Consider the following 17,854-nt stretch of genomic DNA (forward strand, 5'->3'; position numbering starts at 1 on the left):
CCCCGGCAGGGCCCCGCCCCGGACCATGCCACCCTGGTCCGAATGAGCAGCAAGAAGTCCCCCATCGGCAGCCACGTCCCCGTCGCCGGCGGCCTCGCATCCGTCGGCCTGGCGTACGCACGTGACATCGGCGCCGAGACCGTGCAGGTCTTCGCCGCCAACCCGCGCGGCTGGGCCACCCCGCCCGGCAACCCGAAGCAGGACGAGGCGTTCCGCGCCGCCTGCGCGGCCGAGGGCATCCCCGCCTACGTCCACGCGCCCTACCTGATCAACTTCGGCTCGCACACCGAGGCGACGGTGGAGAGGTCCGTGGAGTCGCTGCGGCACTCACTGCGCCGCGGCCGCGAGATCGGCGCGCTGGGGGTCGTCGTGCACACCGGTTCGGCCACGGGCGGCCGGGAGCGGGACGTGGCCCTGCGCCAGGTCCGGGAGCGGATGCTGCCGCTGCTCGACGAGCTGACGCACGACGACGACCCGTTCCTGCTGCTCGAGTCGACGGCCGGCCAGGGCGCCTCGCTGTGCTCGCGGACCTGGGACTTCGGGCCGTACTTCGAGGCCCTGGACGCCCACCCGAAGCTGGGCGTCTGCCTGGACACCTGCCACATCTTCGCGGCCGGGCACGACCTGACCGGGCCGAGCGGCATGAAGCAGACCCTCGACCTGCTCGTCGACACGGTCGGCGCGGGCCGCCTCAAGCTGGTGCACGCCAACGACTCCAAGGACGTCGTCGCCGCCCACAAGGACCGGCACGAGAACATCGGCGCCGGGCACATCGGCGCCGACCCCTTCCGCGAGCTGCTGACCCATCCCGCGGCCGACGGCGTCCCCCTGATCATCGAGACCCCCGGCGGCAAGGTGGGCCACGCGGCCGACGTCGCCCGCCTGAAGGAGCTCAGGGACGCTTGATCGTTGTCGTTCCGCCGACCGGTCCGCGCGGCACCCCGAAGTCGGCGTCGCGCTACAGCTCCGGGCCGTCGCCCGGCTCCTCCTGGTACGAGTAGCGCTGCTCCCGCCAGGGGTCGCCGACGTTGTGGTAGCCGCGCTCCTCCCAGAAGCCGCGGCGGTCCGCCGTCATGTACTCGACGCCGCGGACCCACTTCGGGCCCTTCCAGGCGTACAGCTGGGGCACCACGAGGCGGAGCGGGAAACCGTGCTCCGCGGTGAGCAGTTCACCGCCCTTGTGTGTGGCGAAAATCGTGCGGTCCGAGGCGAAGTCGGCCATCCGCAGATTCGAGCTGAAGCCGTACTCGGCCCACACCATGACGTGCGTGGCCTGGGGTGCGGGCGGCGCGAGCGCGAGCAGATCGCGCGCGAGCACCCCGCCCCATTCGGCGCCGAGCATGCTGAACTTCGTGACGCAGTGCAGATCGGCCACCACCGAGGCGTACGGCAGGGCCGAGAACTCCTCGTGGGTCCAGCAGTGCTTCTCGCCGTCGGCGGTGGCGCCGAAGACCCTGAACTCCCAGCGCTCGGGGCGGAACTTGGGCACCGGGCCGTAGTGCGTGACCGGCCAGCCGCGCTGCAGTCGCTGCCCCGGCGGAAGCTCCAATTCCGCTCCGTCTCGAGATGTGCGACCCACCGGCTGACCCATGCCTCCATCCTGACAGACCGGGAGAGGTGGACGTGACCAGGTATACGTGGATTCGGGCAACTCCTACTAAGCGTGCACTTACTGGACGCCCCTGGATGCCGATGCAAAGATGCGCGGACCTGCCCAGTCACCCGCTTGGAAGGAGCCTCTGCGATGCAGGGCGACCCCGAGGTCATCGAATTTCTCAATGAGCAGCTGACCGCCGAGCTGACCGCGATCAACCAGTACTTCCTGCACGCGAAGATGCAGGAGAACTTCGGCTGGACGAAGCTCGCCAAGTACACCCGGTCCGAGTCGTTCGACGAGATGAAGCACGCGGAGGTGCTGACCGACCGGATCCTGTTCCTCGACGGTCTGCCCAACTACCAGCGGCTGTTCCATGTGCGCGTGGGCCAGACCGTCACGGAGATGTTCAACGCGGACCGCCAGATCGAGGTGGAGGCGATCGACCGCCTCAAGCGCGGCATCGAGGTGATGCGCGCCAAGGGCGACATCACGTCCGCGAACATCTTCGAGTCGATCCTCGAGGACGAGGAGCACCACATCGACTATCTCGACACCCAGCTGGAGCTGGTCGAGAAGCTCGGCGAGCCGCTGTACATCGCGCAGCTCATCGAGCAGCCGGACAGCTAGACCGCGTCCGGGAGGCGTCAGGCCGCTTCCGGGAGCTCCCGCTCCGGAACCTCCGGCACGGCCGGAATCCCAGGAATCCCCGGAATCTTCGGCAGCTCCGCCTCGGGGACCAGCGCCACCGCCGGCTCACCCTGGTCCACCAGCTCACGCCGCGGGCACGCGCCCCGGCCGAGCAGCGCCTGAATGCGGCGCACACAGGAGCCGCAGTCCGTGCCCGCCTTGGAGGCCGAGGCGATCTGGCGGGGGGTGCAGGCACCAGCCTCCGCGTGCTTCTTCACCTGCGCTTCGGTGATCCCGAAGCAGTTGCAGACGTACACGCGGTTCACCTCCCGAGGACAGGTTCATCAAGGCGCCCGTCCCGATTAATCGGTGAGGCTAACCTAACCTTACCCGCGCCTTCGGCTGCGCAAAAGCCCGGGATACGCACGTGGGGCGCGGATCACATGGATCCGCGCCCCACAGCTGCGTAACCGGGGAATGCCCAGGTCAGGTGATCACTGGTCCCGGTACATCTCCGCCACCAGGAACGCCAGGTCGAGCGACTGGCTGCGGTTGAGCCGGGGGTCGCACGCCGTCTCGTAGCGCTGGTGCAGGTCGTCGACGAAGATCTCGTCGCCGCCGCCCACGCACTCGGTGACGTCGTCGCCGGTGAGCTCGACGTGGATGCCGCCCGGGTGCGTACCGAGCGCCTTGTGCACCTCGAAGAAGCCCTTGACCTCGTCGAGCACGTCGTCGAAGCGGCGGGTCTTGTGGCCGGATGCCGCCTCGTAGGTGTTGCCGTGCATCGGGTCGCTGATCCAGGCGACGGTCGCGCCGGAGGCGGTGACCTTCTCGACCAGCTCGGGGAGCTTGTCCCGCACCTTGTCGGCGCCCATGCGGGCGATGAAGGTCAGGCGGCCGGGCTCACGGTCCGGGTCGAGGCGGTCGATGTACTGCAGCGCCTCCTCGGCCGTCGTCGTCGGGCCGAGCTTGATGCCGATCGGGTTGCGGATCTTCGAGGCGAACTCGATGTGCGCGCCGTCCAGTTGACGGGTGCGCTCGCCGATCCAGACCATGTGGCCGGAGACGTCGTACAGATTGCCCGTGCGCGAGTCCACGCGGGTCAGCGCCGACTCGTAGTCGAGGAGGAGCGCCTCGTGCGAGGCGTAGAACTCGACGGTCTTGAACTCCTCCGGGTCGGCCCCGCAGGCGTGCATGAAGTTCAGCGCCTGGTCGATCTCGCGGGCCAGCTGTTCGTAGCGCTGGCCGGACGGGGACGACTTCACGAAGTCCTGGTTCCAGGCGTGCACCTGGCGCAGGTCGGCGTAGCCGCCGGTGGTGAAGGCGCGCACCAGGTTGAGCGTGGACGCGGAGGCGTTGTACATCCGCTTCAGGCGCTCGGGGTCCGGGACGCGGGCCGCCTCGGTGAAGTCGAAGCCGTTGACGGAGTCGCCGCGGTAGGTCGGCAGTGTCACGCCGTCGCGGGTTTCGGTCGGCTTGGAGCGGGGCTTCGAGTACTGGCCGGCGATCCGGCCGACCTTCACGACCGGCACGGAGGCGGCGTACGTGAGCACGGCGCCCATCTGGAGCAGGGTCTTGAGCTTGTTCCGGATGTGCTCGGCCGACACCCCGTCGAATGCCTCGGCGCAGTCGCCGCCCTGGAGGAGGAACGCCTCTCCCTTGGCGACGGAAGCCAACCGGGCGCGCAGCTGGTCGCACTCGCCCGCGAAAACCAGCGGGGGATACGACTCGAGGTCCGCGATCACATCGCGCAGAGCCTCGGCATCGGGGTACTCGGGCTGCTGCGCCGCGGGCAGGTCTCGCCAGGTGTTGCCAGCGCTCGCGCTGGTCTTAGCGTTCACGGTCACGCGTCAACCCTACGGGGTCCGCACCGCCGTCCATTCACCCGCTCACAAAGTGAGACGGGGCAGACACCGGGCGCCCGGCCGCCCGCTCCGCCGCGTTCGGCGCAGCCAAGGCCAGCCTTCGATGCGTACGCCGCAGCATCAGGCGGGCCATGAAGGGGTGGGCGAGCCGGACCACGGCCCAGTAGAGGCGGCCGCGGCGGGTGTCGGGGCGGGCGTAGGTGCTGAGGGTGACGTGCTCGTCGTCGACCAGGATCGAGGCGCGTGCCGTCAGTCCCGCGACGTCGACCTGGAGCAGCAGCTCGCCGTCGGCGCGGCCGAGGACGGGGAAGTCCTCGCGCAGCATGTGGGACCAGGCGCTCGGGTCGCGGGGCAGGCCGGGGAGCATCCGCATGCGGTACGCGTCCTGGTACGCGGGCCGGTCGAGGGCGCCGCGGAGCAGCTTGGCGCCTTCGGGCACGGCGACCGTCTCGGGCCGGTCCCAGTCGAGGGCGTTCAGCAGCCGCACGCGCCGCGACCAGCGCACGGGGCGCGCGCAGGTGCCCGTCGCCATCCGCTCGACGTTGTCGAGGACCTCCTCGACCATCGTCTCGTGCACGGGCCGGACGACCGTCGGCCACAAGATCCGCTCCAGGCCCTTCGGCTCGGTCTCCAGGACGTGCCGCACGCGGCAGCGCCGCTCCCCGAGCGGTTCGACGGAGATCTCGTGGAAGCCGGTGTCCGGGTCGGTGAAGTCGAAGCGCACGCGGCGGCCCGGTTCGTACTCCGTCACCGCATACCGCACCGGGCCGTGGCCGCCGGTGGCGCCGACCGCGAGCGGCCCGTCGAAGGTCATCGCGGGCCAGGCGGGGGTCGGGAAGATCGGGTCGTCGGCGGCGGAGAGCCGGTCGAACAGCGCCCCCACGGCCGCCGCCGGGGCCTTGATCACTCGCTCGTGTTCATTGCGCACGACACCCACGGCGCACCTCCATACGCTGGCGTATGGTCAACCATACGGTACCGTACGGTCATGGCGCAACGGCAGAAGAAGACGGCGGCCGCGGACGCGCGGAAGGCCGCGGCGAAGCCCCGGCTCTCCGCTCAGGACTGGGCCGACGCCGCGCTCGCGGCCATCGGCGAGGGCGGGCTCGCGGCCGTGGCCGTGGAGCCGCTCGCGGTCCGGCTCGGCACCACCAAGGGCAGCTTCTACTGGCACTTCGCGAACCGGGAGGCCCTGATCGAGGCCGCCCTGGACCGCTGGGCGGAGATCAACACCGAGGGGATCATCAGCGAGGTCGAGGCGGAGCCGGACATCCGCACGCGCGTCCGGCTGCTGTTCGCCGAGGCCGTCAGCTCGGCGTCCGCCGACCCGCTGGAGGTCTCGCTGCTCGCGACCGCCTCGCACCCCAAGGTCGCGGCGGCGCTGCGGCGGGTCACCGAGCGCCGGGTGGCGTACGTCGCCGGGCTCTTCGCCGGCCTCGGCTTCCCGGCGGCCGAGGCGCGCCGCCGGGGGCTGCTCGCGTACACGGTCTATCTGGGCCACGCCCAGCTCGGGCACGCGGCGCCGTCGGTGCTGCCGGGCGAGGACGAGTTCGGCGCCTACCTGGACGAGGCGCTCGACATCCTGATGACGCACTGAGGCTCCCGGCTGACGCACTGAGGCCCGCGACGATGCGTTAGGGTGCGGGGCATGTTCGCGCATTCGACCCGCACCTGGTGGTGGCCCGCTCTTCCGGCGGCCCACTGACTACGCGTACGCAGAATGCGTGAAGGCCGCCCGAGGGGCGGCCTTCAGTGTTTTCGGGGTGTTCCGGGTCTTCCGGGTCTTCCGGAAGCGAACCGGCCGGGCCGTTCCTCTCTCACCGCTCACGAGAAGGAACGACACCCATGGACCTGCGGAACCTGCTGACCGACGACCGCCCCTTCGCCCTGCTGCGCCGCCGCACGCCGGGCCGTGACCACGACACGGTGGAGGTCCTCGTCGGCCCCGTGACGACGTACGAAAGGCTCGCCGACCTCCCCGAAGGGCTCGCGCTCGTGCCCTTCCGGCAGATCGGGGAGCGCGGCTTCGACGTGACGGACGACGGCACACCGCTCAGCGCCCTCGTGCCCGAGGAGTCGTACGAACTGCCGCTCGCCGAGGTCCTGTCGGCGCTGCCCGGCCACGACGTGCGCGTGGCGGGCGGTGCCTTCGACGTGAGCGACGAGGCGTACGCGCGGACCGTCGACCGGGTGCTGCGCGAGGAGATCGGCCGCGGCGAGGGCGCGAACTTCGTGATCCGGCGGACGTACCGGGGCGAGATCCCCGGGTTCGGGCGGGCGGACGCGCTCGCGCTTTTCCGGCGGCTGCTCGTCGGTGAGCGCGGCGCGTACTGGACGTTCGTCGTGCACACCGGGGACCGCACGCTGGTCGGCGCGAGTCCCGAGGTGCACGTGCGTATGTCGGGCGGGACCGTCGTCATGAACCCCATCAGCGGGACGTACCGCTATCCGCCCGAGGGCCCCACGGCCGACGGTCTGCTGCGTTTCCTCGCCGACGGCAAGGAGACCGAGGAACTGTCGATGGTCGTCGACGAGGAGCTGAAGATGATGTGCACCGTCGGCGACCGGGGCGGGGTGGTGGTCGGGCCCCGGCTGAAGGAGATGGCCCATCTGGCGCACACCGAGTACGAGTTGCGGGGCCGCTCGACGCTGGACGTGCGGGAGGTCCTGAAGGAGACCATGTTCGCGGCGACGGTCACCGGCTCGCCGGTGCAGAACGCGTGCCGGGTCATCCGGCGGCACGAGTCGGGCGGGCGGGGCTACTACGCGGGCGCGCTCGCGCTGATCGGGCGGGGCGCCAACGGCGCCCAGACCCTCGACTCGCCGATCCTCATCCGCACCGCCGACATCGACGCGCACGGCGGGCTGCGGGTGCCGGTCGGGGCGACGCTGGTACGCGGCTCGGACCCGGCGGACGAGGTGGCGGAGACGCACGCGAAGGCCGCGGGCGTGCTGGCCGCGCTCGGGGTGCGGCCGGGGCGCCCGCGGCACGAGAGCGCGCGGCCCGCCCTCGCCGACGATCCGCGGGTCCGGGCGGCCCTGGACGGGCGGCGGGCGGGGCTCGCGCCGTTCTGGCTGCGGATGCAGGAGCAGGCGGACGAGCTGTCCGGGCACGCGCTGGTGGTCGACGGGGAGGACACGTTCACGGCGATGCTCGCGCACGTGCTGCGCTCGTCGGGCCTGAAGGTGACCGTGCGGCGGTACGACGAAGTGGGCCTCGCGGACGCCGTGTTGACGCACGAGGGCCCGGTGGTGCTCGGCCCGGGCCCCGGCGACCCCACCGACATCGGCGACCCGAAGATGCGGTTCCTGCGGGCGCTCACAGCGGAGCTGATCCGCGGCCACCGGCATCCGGTGCTCGGGGTGTGCCTGGGCCACGAGCTGATCGCGGCCGAGCTGGGCCTGGAGATCGTACGCAAGGACGTTCCGTACCAGGGCGCGCAGACGGCCGTCGACCTGTTCGGCCGCACGGAGACCGTCGGCTTCTACAGCAGCTTCGTGGCGCGCTGCGACGAGGAGGCGGAGCGGGAGCTCTTGGCGCACGGGATCGAGGTGAGCCGGGACCGGGTGACCGGTGAGGTGCACGCGTTGCGCGGGCCGGGGATCGCGGGCGTCCAGTTCCACCCGGAGTCGGTCCTGTCGCTGCGCGGGGCGGCGATCGTGCGCGAACTGCTCGGTCAGCCGGCCGGGGCCGCGGGGACCAGGACGTTCTCCGAGCGGTGGCCCGCCTGATAGTCGAGGACGTTCTGGACGGTCGTCTCGATGATCTGGCTCACCGCGTCGACGGTGTAGTACGCCTGGTGCGAGGTGACCACGACGTTCGGGAAGGTGACGAGGCGGGCCAGGGTGTCGTCCTCGACGGCCTCCAGGGACTTGTCGAGGAAGAAGAGCCCGGCCTCGGCCTCGTACACGTCGAGGCCGACGCCCGTGAAGCGGCCCGCGCGCAGCTCGCGCACCAGGGCGTCGGTGTCGATCAGGCCGCCGCGGCTGGAGTTCACGAGGATCGCGTCGTCCCTCATGGCGCGCAGGGCGTTCGCGTCGATGATGTGCCGCGTCTCGGGGAGCAGCGGCACGTGCAGGCTGATCAGGTCGGACTCGGCGAACAGCCGCTCCTTGTCGTCGACGTCGACGTACTTCATGCCGAGCTCGACGCAGGCCGGGTTCTGGGTGACGTCCCAGCCCAGGAGGTTCATCCCGAAGCCGTGCGCGATCCGGGTGAACGCCTCGCCGATCTTGCCGGTGCCGAGGACACCGGCGGTGCGGCCGCGCAGGTCGCGCCCCATCAGGCCGTCGAGGCGGAAGTCGAAGTCGCGGGTGCGGTTGCTGGCGCGGACGATGCGGCGGTTGACCGCGGTCGCCAGGGTCCAGGCGAACTCGGCGACGGAGTACGGCGAGTAGTACGAGACCCGGGCGACCGTCAGGCCCAGGCGCTCGGCGACCTGGAGGTCGATGTTGTTGAAGCCGGTGGAGCGCTGGGCGATCATCTGGGTGCCGCCGGCGGCGAGGGTCTGCAGGACGCGGTTGTCCAGGCTGGCGTTGACGCTGGTCGAGATGATCTCGTAGCCGGCGGCGATGGGGGCGGTGTCCTCACTCAGGAAGACGTCCAGGCAGCGGATGTCGTGGTGCGGGGCGAAGGCCGTCTCGATGAGGGGGCGCTCGTCCGCCTGGACGCCGAAGGCGAGGATCTCCACGGTGACACTCCCGTTTGGGGTACGCAGGTCCTGTACGGGGCGAATATACGTTTCCGGAGGTTCTGGCGCCCCACGAGGGGGGGGCGAAATCGGCGTCAGCCGAAGAAGACGTCAGCCGAAGAAGACACCCACCTCCTCGTAGAGGGCGGGGTCCACCGTCTTGAGGCGGGCGGTCGCCTCGGCGATGGGTACCCGGACGATGTCCGTGCCGCGCAGGGCGACCATCTTGCCGAAGTCCCCGTCCCGGACGGCCTCGATGGCGTGCAGGCCGAAGCGGGTGGCGAGCCAGCGGTCGAACGCGCTGGGGGTGCCCCCGCGCTGGACGTGACCGAGGACGGTCGTCCGGGCCTCCTTGCCCGTGCGCCGCTCGACCTCCTTGGCCAGCCACTCCCCCACCCCGGACAGCCGCACATGCCCGAAGGAGTCGAGCGTGCCGTCCTTCAGGACCATCTCGCCGTCCTTGGGCATCGCCCCCTCGGCGACGACGACGATCGGCGCGTACGACGCCTTGAAGCGTGAGGTGACCCAGGCGCAGACCTGGTCGACGTCGAAGCGCTGCTCCGGGATGAGGATGACGTTGGCGCCGCCGGCCAGCCCGGAGTGCAGCGCGATCCACCCGGCGTGGCGGCCCATGACCTCCACGACGAGGACGCGCATGTGTGACTCGGCGGTGGTGTGGAGGCGGTCGATGGCCTCCGTGGCGATGCCGACGGCGGTGTCGAACCCGAAGGTGTAGTCCGTGGCGGACAGGTCGTTGTCGATGGTCTTCGGTACGCCGACGACGGGCACGCCGTACTCGTCGGTCAGGCGCGCGGCGACGCCGAGGGTGTCCTCCCCGCCGATCGCGATGAGCGCGTCGACCTCCTGCTTGGCGAGGTTCTCCTTGATGCGCCGGATGCCGTTCTCGACCTTGAGGGGATTGGTGCGCGAGGAGCCGAGGATGGTGCCGCCGCGGGGCAGGATGCCGCGGACGGCCGGGATGTCGAGCTGGACGGTGTCGCCTTCGAGCGGTCCGCGCCAGCCGTCGCGGAAGCCCACGAAGTCGTACGCGTACTCCTGCACGCCCTTGCGGACGACGCCCCGGATGACGGCATTGAGCCCGGGGCAGTCGCCGCCTCCGGTCAGAACTCCGACCCGCATGGAAATGTCCCTTCGCCACAGTTGCGCTGACGCGGGCCACGCTAATGGTGATCCGCGTCACTCCGGCATGGGACGAACGGTGAATTCCCGGACGAGGTCCGGGAGTTGTGGTGGAGCGGGCAGGTCCGGTTCACCCGAAGGAGGTCACGCCCCGGGCCGCGCGACGGACCGGAGGATCACGCTCCGGCCGATTCGTCGGTGTCGAGGCCGCGCTCGATCGCGTACCGCACCAGCTCCACCCGGTTGTGCAACTGGAGCTTGCCGAGGGTGTTCTGGACGTGGTTCTGCACCGTGCGGTGCGAGATGACCAGGCGTTCGGCGATCTGCTTGTAGCTGAGGCCCTTGGCGACCAGGCGGAGCACCTCGGTCTCGCGGTCGGTCAGGCGCGGCGCCCCCGGCTCGTCGGGGGTGGCGGGCGCGGGCTCGGAGGCCAGGCGCCGGTACTCGCCGAGGACCAGGCCCGCGAGGCCGGGCGTGAAGACGGCGTCGCCGACGGCCGTGCGGCCCACCGCGTCGATCAGCTCGGCGGTGGACGCGGACTTCAGGAGGTACCCGGTGGCGCCGGACTTGACCGCCTCCAGGACGTCGGCGTGCTCGCCGCTGGCCGACAGGACGAGGACGCGCAGCGCGGGGTTGGCGCCGACGAGTTCCTTGCAGACCTGCACGCCGGGCTTCAGCGGCAGGTTCAGGTCGAGGACGAGGACGTCCGGCGCGGCGGCCTGCGCGCGGCGCACCGCCTGTTCGCCGTCGCCCGCGGTCGCCACCACGTCGAACCCGGACTCGGCCAGGTCCCGGGCGACGGCGTCGCGCCACATCGGGTGGTCGTCGACGACCATCACCTTGACGGGCGCGGCGGCGCCCGCCGAGTCCGCCCCGTCCGTGTGCTGTCCGTGCTCGCTGCTCATCGCGCTTTCTCCGCCTTCCCCCGTACGTCCCGCGCGGCGCGCGGCACTCTCAGTTCCACTTCCGTGCCCTGGCCCGGCACCGAGATCAGCTCGGCCGTGCCCCCGATGTCCCGCAGCCGCCCCCGGATGGACAGCGCGACACCGAGCCGCCCCTCCCCCTCGGCCTGCGCGAGCCGCCCCTCCGGGATGCCGGGGCCGTCGTCGCGCACCGTCACGATGACGGCGTCCGGCTCGTCCTCGACCAGGATCCACGCGCGCGCGTCCGCCCCGGCGTGCCTGCGGACATTGTCCAGGGCGGCGCCGACGGCGGCGGTGAGTTCCCTGGCCGCGCGCGGCGCGAGCGGCACCACGGCGCCGGGCTCCGACAGGGTGACCAGCGCCCCGGCGTAGGGCGCGAGCAGGGCGCGCAGGTCGCACGTCGCGGTGCCGGTGAGGTCGTCGCCAGGGTCGTCGGGCTCCTCGACGGCGCGCACGACGGCGCCCCGGGAGGCGTCCTCCGAGGCGTACGAGGTGCGGACCAGGCCGCCTGCGACCAGGGTGCGCAGGGCGACCTCCTGCTCGCCCGCCATCCGGCCGAGCTCGGCCGCCTCGCCGCCGATGGCGGTGCCGCGGCGCTGGACCATGGCGAGGACCTGGAGCACGCTGTCGTGGATGTCGCGGGCGAGCCGCTCCCGCTCGCGGGTCGCGGCCTCGATCTCCAGGGCGCGGGCGAGGGTGCGCTCCGAGGCGCGGGCGACCTCCACGACGTATCCGATGGCGATGGAGGCGATGCACACGAGCAGGACGTTGTGGACCGTGTCGCGGCTGAAGGCGCCGCGCTGCACGACGTTCGCTACCCCCACGAGCAGCGAGGCGAAGGCCGCCCAGCGCCAGCCGCCCTTGATCGCGAAGGCGAGCACGGAGCCCGCCGTCCATATGGACGGCAGCGTCGGCCCGCCGTCGACGACCCGCCAGTGCTCGACCGCGACCGGCGTCAGCAGGATGCCGGTGAGCGCGACCGCGAGGTCCACGGCGAGGAACCGCTTGGTGCAGCTCGCGGCGCCCGCGACCTTGGGGACGGTGGCGAGGGTCCAGGCGGCGAGCACCGCGTAGTAGGCGATGGCGAGCCAGGGGCGGGCGAAGGTTTCGTACGCGGCCACGAAGAGGCCGATGGCGTACAGCATGGTCAGGACGCGGTACGCGGTCAGAGCACGCCACAGAGGCTGCTCCACCGACATCCGCATGACTCTCTCGCGCTTGGCCACGAACCCCACCCCACAGGGCGCGCTCGTGCGCCCCTCTCACACCGACGCGGCTACGAGCCGGACCGTTCCCTGCCAGGCCGAGCGGTGCCCCCCGCGTCGTCCCGCTCGCCGCCCGGCGCCGCGGTGCCCTCGACCATCTGCCGGGCGGCCGCGGCGGCCTGCTTGGCGGCCGCTTCCTTCCTGGCCGCCTCTTCCTTCTTCGCCGCCTCCTTGGCGGCTTCCTTCTCCGCCTTGGCCGCCTCGGTGAGCTGGCGCTTCGCGGCGGTCGCGTAGATGTCGACGTACTCCTGGCCGGAGAGCTTCATGATTTCGTACATGACCTCGTCGGTCACCGCCCGCAGCACGAAACGGTCGTGCTCCATGCCCTGGTAGCGGCTGAAGTCCATGGGCTTGCCGATGCGGATGCCGGGCCGCATCAGCTTCGGCATCACCTTGCCGGGCGGCTGGATCTTCTCGGTGTCGATCATCGCGACGGGGATGACGGGCGCGCCGGTGGCGAGCGCCACGCGCGCGAGGCCGCCGGGCTTGCCCCGGTAGAGCCGCCCGTCGGGCGAGCGCGTGCCCTCGGGATAGATGCCGAAGAGCTCGCCGCGCTCCAGGACGTCGATGCCGCTCTTGATGGCGGCCTCGCCCGCGCCGCGCGCCCCCGAACGGTCCACCGGAAGCTGGCCGACGCCCTTGAAGAACGCGGCCGTCATGCGGCCCTTGATGCCGGGCGTCGTGAAGTACTCGGCCTTGGCGATGAAGGTGACCTTGCGGTCGAGGACCGCGGGCAGGAAGAAGGAGTCCGAGAAGGACAGGTGGTTGCTGGCCAGGATGGCGGGGCCCTCGGCGGGAATGTTCTCGAGGCCGTCCACCCAGGGCCTGAAGGCGAGCTTCAGGGGCCCTCCGATGGAAAGCTTCATTGCGCCGTAGATCAAACCGAGTGCCTCCTGTGTCTGTGGATCAGACCATAACCCGAGCGGCGCCCGCGCTCCTTCCGGAGCCGGGCCGACGGCCCCCGCCGGGGGCGGTGTCCGCGGTGTCCGGGATGGGCGACGGCCCTGGTCGGTGTCAGTCCGGTCGCGTACGGTGAAGTACCCCCCGTACCCGTAGTACTCATCCCACGAAGGAGACCGAAGGTGCCGGTCCTCCCTGGAGCCGAGCCGTACCGCCACGAGGGCGGCGAGGTCGGCGCCCTGCTGTGTCACGGCTTCACCGGATCCCCGCAGTCGCTGCGCCCCTGGGCGGAGCACCTGGCGGAGCACGGCCTGACGGTCTCGCTGCCACTGCTGCCCGGCCACGGAACCCGCTGGCAGGACATGCAGGTCACAGGCTGGCAGGACTGGTACGCGGAGGTGGACCGCGAACTGCGCGCGCTGACCGAGCGCTGCACGGAGGTGTTCGTCTTCGGCCTGTCCATGGGCGGCGCGCTCGCGCTGCGGCTCGCGGCCCGGCACGGCGACGCGGTGCGCGGCGTGGTCGTGGTCAACCCGGCGAACAAGATGCACGACCGGGCGGCGGGCGTCCTGCCGGTGGCCCGCTTCCTGGTGCCCTCCACCAAGGGCATCGTGAGCGACATCGCCAAGCCGGGCTCCGTCGAGATCGGGTACGACCGGGTGCCGCTGCACGCCGCGCACTCGCTGCGCCAGTTCTTCCGCCTCGTGGACGGCGAGCTGCCGCAGGTCACCCAGCCGCTCCTGGTCCTGCACAGCCCGCAGGACCACGTGGTGCCGCCCGCCGACTCCGCCCGCGTGCTCAGCCGGGTGTCGTCCACGGACGTCACGGAGATCCTGCTGGAACAGAGCTACCACGTCGCGACGTTGGACCACGACGCGGACCGGATCTTCGAGGAGAGCCTCGCGTTCATCGGCCGGCTCGCCCCCAGCGCAGGCAAGGAAGGGACGACCACCGGTGGCTGAGCAGCAGGACAAGTCGGAGCCCGACCGCGAGGATTCGCGCGAGGACGGCACCCCGGAGCCGGCGGAGCAGGCCGTTCCGATCGACGAGGACGCCGCGTGGCGCGCCATCGTCGCCGGGTACGGCGAGGAGCCCGCGGACCCGCCGGGCGCCAAGCCGTTCAAGTCCGTCGAGGACCTGGCCCTCCTTGAGACGGAGACCAACGGCCCGGCCGACGGCGACGCGGGCGACACCCTGACGGACAAGGGCGCCAAGGCCGACCGCGACGGCAAGGCGTCCGACGGTGACGCCCCGGCGAAGCCGCTCGGCAGCTCGGTGTCCTTTGCCCCGGGGGTGGGCAGCGGAGGTCCCCGCGACTACAGCGCGCCCGAAGCCTCCGAGGACGACTTCGACGCGGACGACGAGGGCCACTTCGTGCCGCCCGAGCCGCCGCCGCTGCCGGAGGGCGACGTCACGGCGAAGTTCGCCTGGCTCGCCGTCATCGGCGGACCGGTGCTGCTGTTGCTCGCGGTGCTGCTGGGATGGCAGATGACGTGGTGGCTGACGATGCTCGGCATCGGCGGGTTCCTCGGCGGGTTCGCCACGTTGGTCGTCCGGATGAAGTCGGACGACGAGGAGGACGATGATCCTGGGCGCGGGGCTGTCGTCTGACCCCGCACCGGGGTTGCCGTCGATCGCCGCTTCGCGGCTCGTCCTCAATCGCCGGACGGGCTGAATGGTGCCCGCCCGGCTTTTCTGTGCAGGTTTATGCAGGCACCCTGAGTGCTGCCAGCACCGGCAAGTGGTCCGTCGCCGCCCGCAGGTCGTCGGCCGTCACGCCCGGGTGGTCCAACGGGACGCCGCAGCCGAGGACTTGGATGCCCTCCGTGGCGAAGATGCCGTCGATGCGCTGGTGCGGGTCGGCCGGGGTCGAGGTGTATTCGCCGCCCCAGGGCGCGGTGGCCCAGCAGTCCTGAAGTCCGGCGGCGACGCGGCGGAACGTACGCCCGTCGGGGCGGTCGTTGAGGTCGCCGCCCGCGACCGCGTGCGGCACGCCCATCGCGGCGAGCCGGTCGAGCAGCATCCCGCCCTGCGCGTACCGCTCCTCGCTCTGCAGGCTCAAGTGGCAGCTCAGTACGCCGAGCCGGACGCCGCCGAAGCGCACCACCGCCGTCGCGAAGCCGCGCCGGTGCTGCCCCGGCGTCAGCGGGAGCAGCACGTCCTCGGTGCGCTCGACGGTGGCCCTGAGCGAGCACAGCAGCGCGGGCCCGGCGGCGGTGCCGCCGCCGGAGAGCAGCACCAGGTCACTGGCGCGCGCGAGCCGCGTGAGCTTCTTGCGCCACCGGAAGAACCGGGGCGCTTCCTGTACGAGGACGAGATCGGGCGCACACGCGGCGATGACGCGGGCGAGCGCGTCGGTGTCGTCGCGCATCGAGCGAATGTTGTAGCTGAGCACCCGCACGACGGCCGAACCGTCCGGTTCGGTGCGGGAGTTGGGCAGCGTACGCGTCGGGTCGGTCGACATGACGATCAAGATACGGGAAACGCCGGACGGGCAAGTAATAGCCCGTCCGGCGTTTGAGGACGAGCCGCGAATTGAGGACGAGCCGCGAAGCGGCGACAGACGGCGCCCCACGCTGGGGTCACATCACAGGGTCAGGCTCCCGGGCCAGATCCGCCGCACCCACAAGGCCCGCCTGGTTGCCGAGCCGCGCCGCGAGAACCTCCGCCTGCGGCCGCCACTGCGCGCCCACAAGCCACCGCTTGAAGGATTTACGGATCGGGTCCAACACGAGCTCACCCTCGTCGGAGAGACCCCCGCCGATGATGAACGCCGACGGGTCGAAGAGCGACGCCAGGTCGGCGAGGCCCGCGCCGACCCAGCGGGCCAGCTCGCGATAGGAGTCCACGGCCACCAGGTCACCCTGACGGGCTGCCATGGAGATGTGCTTGCCCTCGATGCCGTCCGGGGTGCCGTCGCCCAGCGACAGGAGATACTCGGCGTTCTCCGGGGCGGCGTTGGCCCGCTGGCGCGCGTACCGCACGAGGGCGCGGCCCGACGCGTACTGCTCCCAGCAGCCCTGGCTGCCGCAGCCGCACAGCAGGCCGTCCGGGACCATCCGGATGTGGCCGAACTCGGCGGCGACGCCGAAGTGGCCGCGGCGCAGCTTGTTGCCGATGATGATGCCGCCGCCGAGGCCGGTGCCGAGCGTGATGCAGATGGCGTTGCGGTGGCCCTTGCCGCCACCGAACTTGTACTCGCCCCAGGCGGCCGCGTTGGCGTCGTTCTCGACGACGACCGGCAGGCTGACGCGCGCCTCGACCTCGTCCTTGAGCGGCTCCTGGCGCCAGTCGATGTTCGGTGCGAAGTAGACCGTGGAGCGCTGCCGGTTGACGTACCCGGCGGCGCCGATGCCGACGCCGACGATCTCGTGCCCGGCTCGTGCCCCCTCCACCGCGGAGGCGATCGCGTCGACGATGGCCTCGGAGGTGCCGGGGGTCGGCACCTTGAACGTCGACAGGATGTGACCGGCCTCGTCGACCACTCCGGCCGCGATCTTCGTGCCGCCGATGTCGACGCCGATGGTGAGTCCCATGAATCCCTCAGTTCGATCGAGCCCCGCTACGGCCCACCGTACCCGAGGGGGGTCAGTCCAGATCGATGTGTTCCACCGGTCCGGGCCCCTCGTCGCGGCGATCCGGGCCGCCCGGAGCGGTGGGTCCGGCGTCGCCGCGCGTCCAGCGGCCCTCCTGCCGGGTGACCGCGCTGCGGTAGGCGGCGAGCAGTTCGGAGCCGGCCGCGGCGAGGTGGTCGAAGACGTCCGGGTTGCGCTCGATGACGGGCTCCACGGCGGCCTTCGCCTGCCGGACGACCTGCTGCACGGTCTCCTGCACGGCGCCCTGGGCGACCGCGCCGAGCAGCGGCGACTGGAGGCCCGAGAGCTTGTCGGAGACGGCGTCGACGAGCTTGCGCAGTTCCTCGGCGGCGGAGCCGGGCGGCGGCCCGTACTGGGCGCGGCGGCGGGCCTTCTCCGCCGCGAGGTCCTCGGCACAGGCCGTGGCCCACGCGTCGGCGTCGGCGGCGGGTTCGGGGCGGGGCGCTTCCGTGTCGGGGCGGCCGCTGCCCTGCTCGGGGCGCTCCGGCTCGGACGCGTCGCGCTCGGTGGCATCGCTCATGTCGGGCTGACTCCTGCGCAGGGCCGATGAATTCGTACTCTCGACGTTACCCGAATGGCGGCAGACCGTTCACCGGGTCCGCCGCCCCGGTTTCTCCGCGCGCGACCCGGCCTGCGGGCCCCCGGGCCCCCGGGTCTCAGCGGTTCTGCGGCCAGAGGTCCGGGTCCGGGGCGAAGCGGATCCGGAGGGTGCCCTCGCGCAGACCCGCGCCCGTGACGGCGCAGCGGCGCAGCGCGGAGGGCAGCGTGACGATCCGCCGGAACGGGCCCGCGGTGACGACCAGTTCGTCGCCGCGCCGGATCAGGCCCAGGTCCTCGCGGGCGACGCCGGGCAGCGGGACGGACCAGATCAGCAGGGAGTCCGTGGCGAGCGCGTCGGTGACGGGCCAGTCGACGGGGTCCGGGGCCGGTCCTGGGCCGGGGACGCGGAGGGCGGCGAGGTCGTCGGTGCCGCGGGGGTCCTGGCCGTGGTGGGTGACCTCGTGCGTGCGGTACGTCTGCGCCCACTCGCCGAGCGTCTTGTACTGCTGGGCGCGCAGGGCGGCGAGCCAGGGGGTGTCGTCGTGGGGCGTCGGCAGGACCCGGTTGGCGACGACGCCGTCGAGGGCGAGGGCGCCGAGGGCGAGGCCGGTGGCGGTGCGGGCGACGGCGTCGGCGGCGGCCGGGCCCGGCTCGGCGACCAGGCGGACGCTGGTGTCCGGGGCCTCGATCACGGCCTGCGCGGCGGCGAG

The 17,854-nt window shown here is 71.9% G+C and carries 20 protein-coding genes; 7 read left to right on the plus strand and 13 right to left on the minus strand.

Annotated elements, in window-relative coordinates:
- Window positions 1–42: 42 nt before the first annotated feature.
- Window positions 43–906 carry a deoxyribonuclease IV gene (locus tag STRAU_RS23235; protein WP_016642823.1) on the plus strand — a complete coding sequence of 288 codons (864 nt, stop codon included), beginning with the start codon at window positions 43–45 and terminating at the stop codon, window positions 904–906.
- Window positions 907–958: 52 nt separating this feature from the next.
- Here the strand turns inward: STRAU_RS23235 and STRAU_RS23240 are convergent, their stop codons facing one another.
- Window positions 959–1,591 carry a sulfite oxidase-like oxidoreductase gene (locus STRAU_RS23240; protein ID WP_037661341.1) on the minus strand — a complete coding sequence of 211 codons (633 nt, stop codon included), beginning with the start codon at window positions 1,589–1,591 and terminating at the stop codon, window positions 959–961.
- A 153-nt stretch (window positions 1,592–1,744) separates the two neighbouring features.
- Here STRAU_RS23240 and bfr point away from each other — a divergent pair, with 153 nt between their 5' ends.
- Complete coding sequence (gene bfr / locus STRAU_RS23245) at window positions 1,745–2,224, plus strand: bacterioferritin (protein ID WP_016642825.1); 480 nt, start codon at window positions 1,745–1,747, stop codon at window positions 2,222–2,224.
- Window positions 2,225–2,241: 17 nt separating this feature from the next.
- Here the strand turns inward: bfr and STRAU_RS23250 are convergent, their stop codons facing one another.
- The 3 genes from STRAU_RS23250 to STRAU_RS23260 all read right to left on the minus strand — a co-directional run bounded on the left by STRAU_RS23250 (window position 2,242) and on the right by STRAU_RS23260 (window position 5,026).
- Window positions 2,242–2,541 (minus strand): (2Fe-2S)-binding protein, encoded by a 300-nt coding sequence (locus tag STRAU_RS23250; RefSeq protein WP_052029203.1) that lies wholly within the window; start codon window positions 2,539–2,541, stop codon window positions 2,242–2,244.
- Between the two features lie 177 nt (window positions 2,542–2,718).
- Window positions 2,719–4,071: a class II 3-deoxy-7-phosphoheptulonate synthase gene (locus STRAU_RS23255; RefSeq protein WP_016642827.1), complete on the minus strand. Its 1,353-nt coding sequence runs from the start codon at window positions 4,069–4,071 to the stop codon at window positions 2,719–2,721.
- 34 nt (window positions 4,072–4,105) lie between these two features.
- Window positions 4,106–5,026 (minus strand): DUF2867 domain-containing protein, encoded by a 921-nt coding sequence (locus STRAU_RS23260; RefSeq protein WP_016642828.1) that lies wholly within the window; start codon window positions 5,024–5,026, stop codon window positions 4,106–4,108.
- A gap of 51 nt (window positions 5,027–5,077) precedes the next feature.
- On the opposite strand from STRAU_RS23260, the gene STRAU_RS23265 reads away from it, so the two are divergent.
- From STRAU_RS23265 to STRAU_RS23270, 3 genes are all read left to right on the plus strand, one after another.
- Window positions 5,078–5,686 carry a TetR/AcrR family transcriptional regulator gene (locus tag STRAU_RS23265; protein WP_016642829.1) on the plus strand — a complete coding sequence of 203 codons (609 nt, stop codon included), beginning with the start codon at window positions 5,078–5,080 and terminating at the stop codon, window positions 5,684–5,686.
- A gap of 51 nt (window positions 5,687–5,737) precedes the next feature.
- On the plus strand, window positions 5,738–5,794 hold the full coding sequence (locus STRAU_RS44695) for a trp operon leader peptide (RefSeq protein WP_106968013.1): 57 nt from the start codon (window positions 5,738–5,740) through the stop codon (window positions 5,792–5,794).
- Between the two features lie 140 nt (window positions 5,795–5,934).
- Window positions 5,935–7,821 carry a phenazine-specific anthranilate synthase component I gene (locus STRAU_RS23270; RefSeq protein WP_016642830.1) on the plus strand — a complete coding sequence of 629 codons (1,887 nt, stop codon included), beginning with the start codon at window positions 5,935–5,937 and terminating at the stop codon, window positions 7,819–7,821.
- On the opposite strand, the gene STRAU_RS23275 is transcribed toward STRAU_RS23270, so the two are convergent.
- The 5 genes from STRAU_RS23275 to STRAU_RS23295 all read right to left on the minus strand — a co-directional run bounded on the left by STRAU_RS23275 (window position 7,767) and on the right by STRAU_RS23295 (window position 12,974).
- A complete protein-coding gene (locus STRAU_RS23275) occupies window positions 7,767–8,780 on the minus strand; it encodes a 2-hydroxyacid dehydrogenase (protein ID WP_037661344.1) in 1,014 nt (337 codons plus the stop codon). The two genes, STRAU_RS23270 and STRAU_RS23275, sit on opposite strands and share 55 nt — an antisense overlap.
- Before the next feature lie 111 nt (window positions 8,781–8,891).
- Window positions 8,892–9,920, minus strand: coding sequence for a 6-phosphofructokinase (locus STRAU_RS23280; RefSeq protein ID WP_016642831.1), 1,029 nt, complete (start codon window positions 9,918–9,920; stop codon window positions 8,892–8,894).
- Between the two features lie 176 nt (window positions 9,921–10,096).
- Entirely contained in the window at window positions 10,097–10,825 is a 729-nt protein-coding gene (locus STRAU_RS23285) for a response regulator (protein WP_016642833.1), read from the minus strand.
- Window positions 10,822–12,069 (minus strand): MacS family sensor histidine kinase, encoded by a 1,248-nt coding sequence (gene macS / locus STRAU_RS44470; RefSeq protein WP_037661358.1) that lies wholly within the window; start codon window positions 12,067–12,069, stop codon window positions 10,822–10,824. Before macS ends, STRAU_RS23285 begins: the two co-directional genes overlap by 4 nt.
- A gap of 50 nt (window positions 12,070–12,119) precedes the next feature.
- Window positions 12,120–12,974 (minus strand): lysophospholipid acyltransferase family protein, encoded by an 855-nt coding sequence (locus STRAU_RS23295; RefSeq protein WP_052029202.1) that lies wholly within the window; start codon window positions 12,972–12,974, stop codon window positions 12,120–12,122.
- 216 nt (window positions 12,975–13,190) lie between these two features.
- Here STRAU_RS23295 and STRAU_RS23300 point away from each other — a divergent pair, with 216 nt between their 5' ends.
- A complete protein-coding gene (locus STRAU_RS23300) occupies window positions 13,191–13,970 on the plus strand; it encodes an alpha/beta hydrolase (protein ID WP_016642834.1) in 780 nt (259 codons plus the stop codon).
- Window positions 13,963–14,619 (plus strand): hypothetical protein, encoded by a 657-nt coding sequence (locus tag STRAU_RS23305; RefSeq protein WP_016642836.1) that lies wholly within the window; start codon window positions 13,963–13,965, stop codon window positions 14,617–14,619. The genes STRAU_RS23300 and STRAU_RS23305 overlap by 8 nt, the downstream gene beginning before the upstream one ends.
- A gap of 94 nt (window positions 14,620–14,713) precedes the next feature.
- Here STRAU_RS23305 and STRAU_RS23310 read toward each other — a convergent pair whose 3' ends face one another.
- From STRAU_RS23310 to STRAU_RS23325, 4 genes are all read right to left on the minus strand, one after another.
- Window positions 14,714–15,472, minus strand: coding sequence for an endonuclease/exonuclease/phosphatase family protein (locus STRAU_RS23310; RefSeq protein WP_037661347.1), 759 nt, complete (start codon window positions 15,470–15,472; stop codon window positions 14,714–14,716).
- Window positions 15,473–15,590: 118 nt separating this feature from the next.
- Window positions 15,591–16,544 (minus strand): ROK family glucokinase, encoded by a 954-nt coding sequence (locus STRAU_RS23315; protein WP_016642838.1) that lies wholly within the window; start codon window positions 16,542–16,544, stop codon window positions 15,591–15,593.
- 52 nt (window positions 16,545–16,596) lie between these two features.
- Complete coding sequence (locus STRAU_RS23320) at window positions 16,597–17,124, minus strand: DUF5304 domain-containing protein (protein ID WP_016642839.1); 528 nt, start codon at window positions 17,122–17,124, stop codon at window positions 16,597–16,599.
- A 136-nt stretch (window positions 17,125–17,260) separates the two neighbouring features.
- Window positions 17,261–17,854: ArsA family ATPase (locus STRAU_RS23325; RefSeq protein ID WP_037661350.1), on the minus strand; the 594-nt coding region annotated here is incomplete at its 5' end.

It is taken from the genome of Streptomyces aurantiacus JA 4570 (assembly GCF_000414115.1).
Taxonomy (GTDB): Bacteria; Actinomycetota; Actinomycetes; order Streptomycetales; family Streptomycetaceae; genus Streptomyces; species Streptomyces aurantiacus_A.

Bases quoted from the DNA above. Each gene is read 5' to 3' on its own strand.
- STRAU_RS23235 (WP_016642823.1), top strand. From the start codon at position 43: ATGAGCAGCAAGAAGTCCCCCATCGGCAGCCACGTCCCCGTCGCCGGC.
- STRAU_RS23240 (WP_037661341.1), bottom strand. From the start codon at position 1,591: ATGGGTCAGCCGGTGGGTCGCACATCTCGAGACGGAGCGGAATTGGAG.
- bfr (WP_016642825.1), top strand. From the start codon at position 1,745: ATGCAGGGCGACCCCGAGGTCATCGAATTTCTCAATGAGCAGCTGACC.
- STRAU_RS23265 (WP_016642829.1), top strand. From the start codon at position 5,078: ATGGCGCAACGGCAGAAGAAGACGGCGGCCGCGGACGCGCGGAAGGCC.
- STRAU_RS23270 (WP_016642830.1), top strand. From the start codon at position 5,935: ATGGACCTGCGGAACCTGCTGACCGACGACCGCCCCTTCGCCCTGCTG.
- STRAU_RS23280 (WP_016642831.1), bottom strand. From the start codon at position 9,920: ATGCGGGTCGGAGTTCTGACCGGAGGCGGCGACTGCCCCGGGCTCAAT.
- STRAU_RS23285 (WP_016642833.1), bottom strand. From the start codon at position 10,825: ATGAGCAGCGAGCACGGACAGCACACGGACGGGGCGGACTCGGCGGGC.
- STRAU_RS23295 (WP_052029202.1), bottom strand. From the start codon at position 12,974: ATGAAGCTTTCCATCGGAGGGCCCCTGAAGCTCGCCTTCAGGCCCTGG.
- STRAU_RS23310 (WP_037661347.1), bottom strand. From the start codon at position 15,472: ATGTCGACCGACCCGACGCGTACGCTGCCCAACTCCCGCACCGAACCG.
- STRAU_RS23315 (WP_016642838.1), bottom strand. From the start codon at position 16,544: ATGGGACTCACCATCGGCGTCGACATCGGCGGCACGAAGATCGCGGCC.
- STRAU_RS23320 (WP_016642839.1), bottom strand. From the start codon at position 17,124: ATGAGCGATGCCACCGAGCGCGACGCGTCCGAGCCGGAGCGCCCCGAG.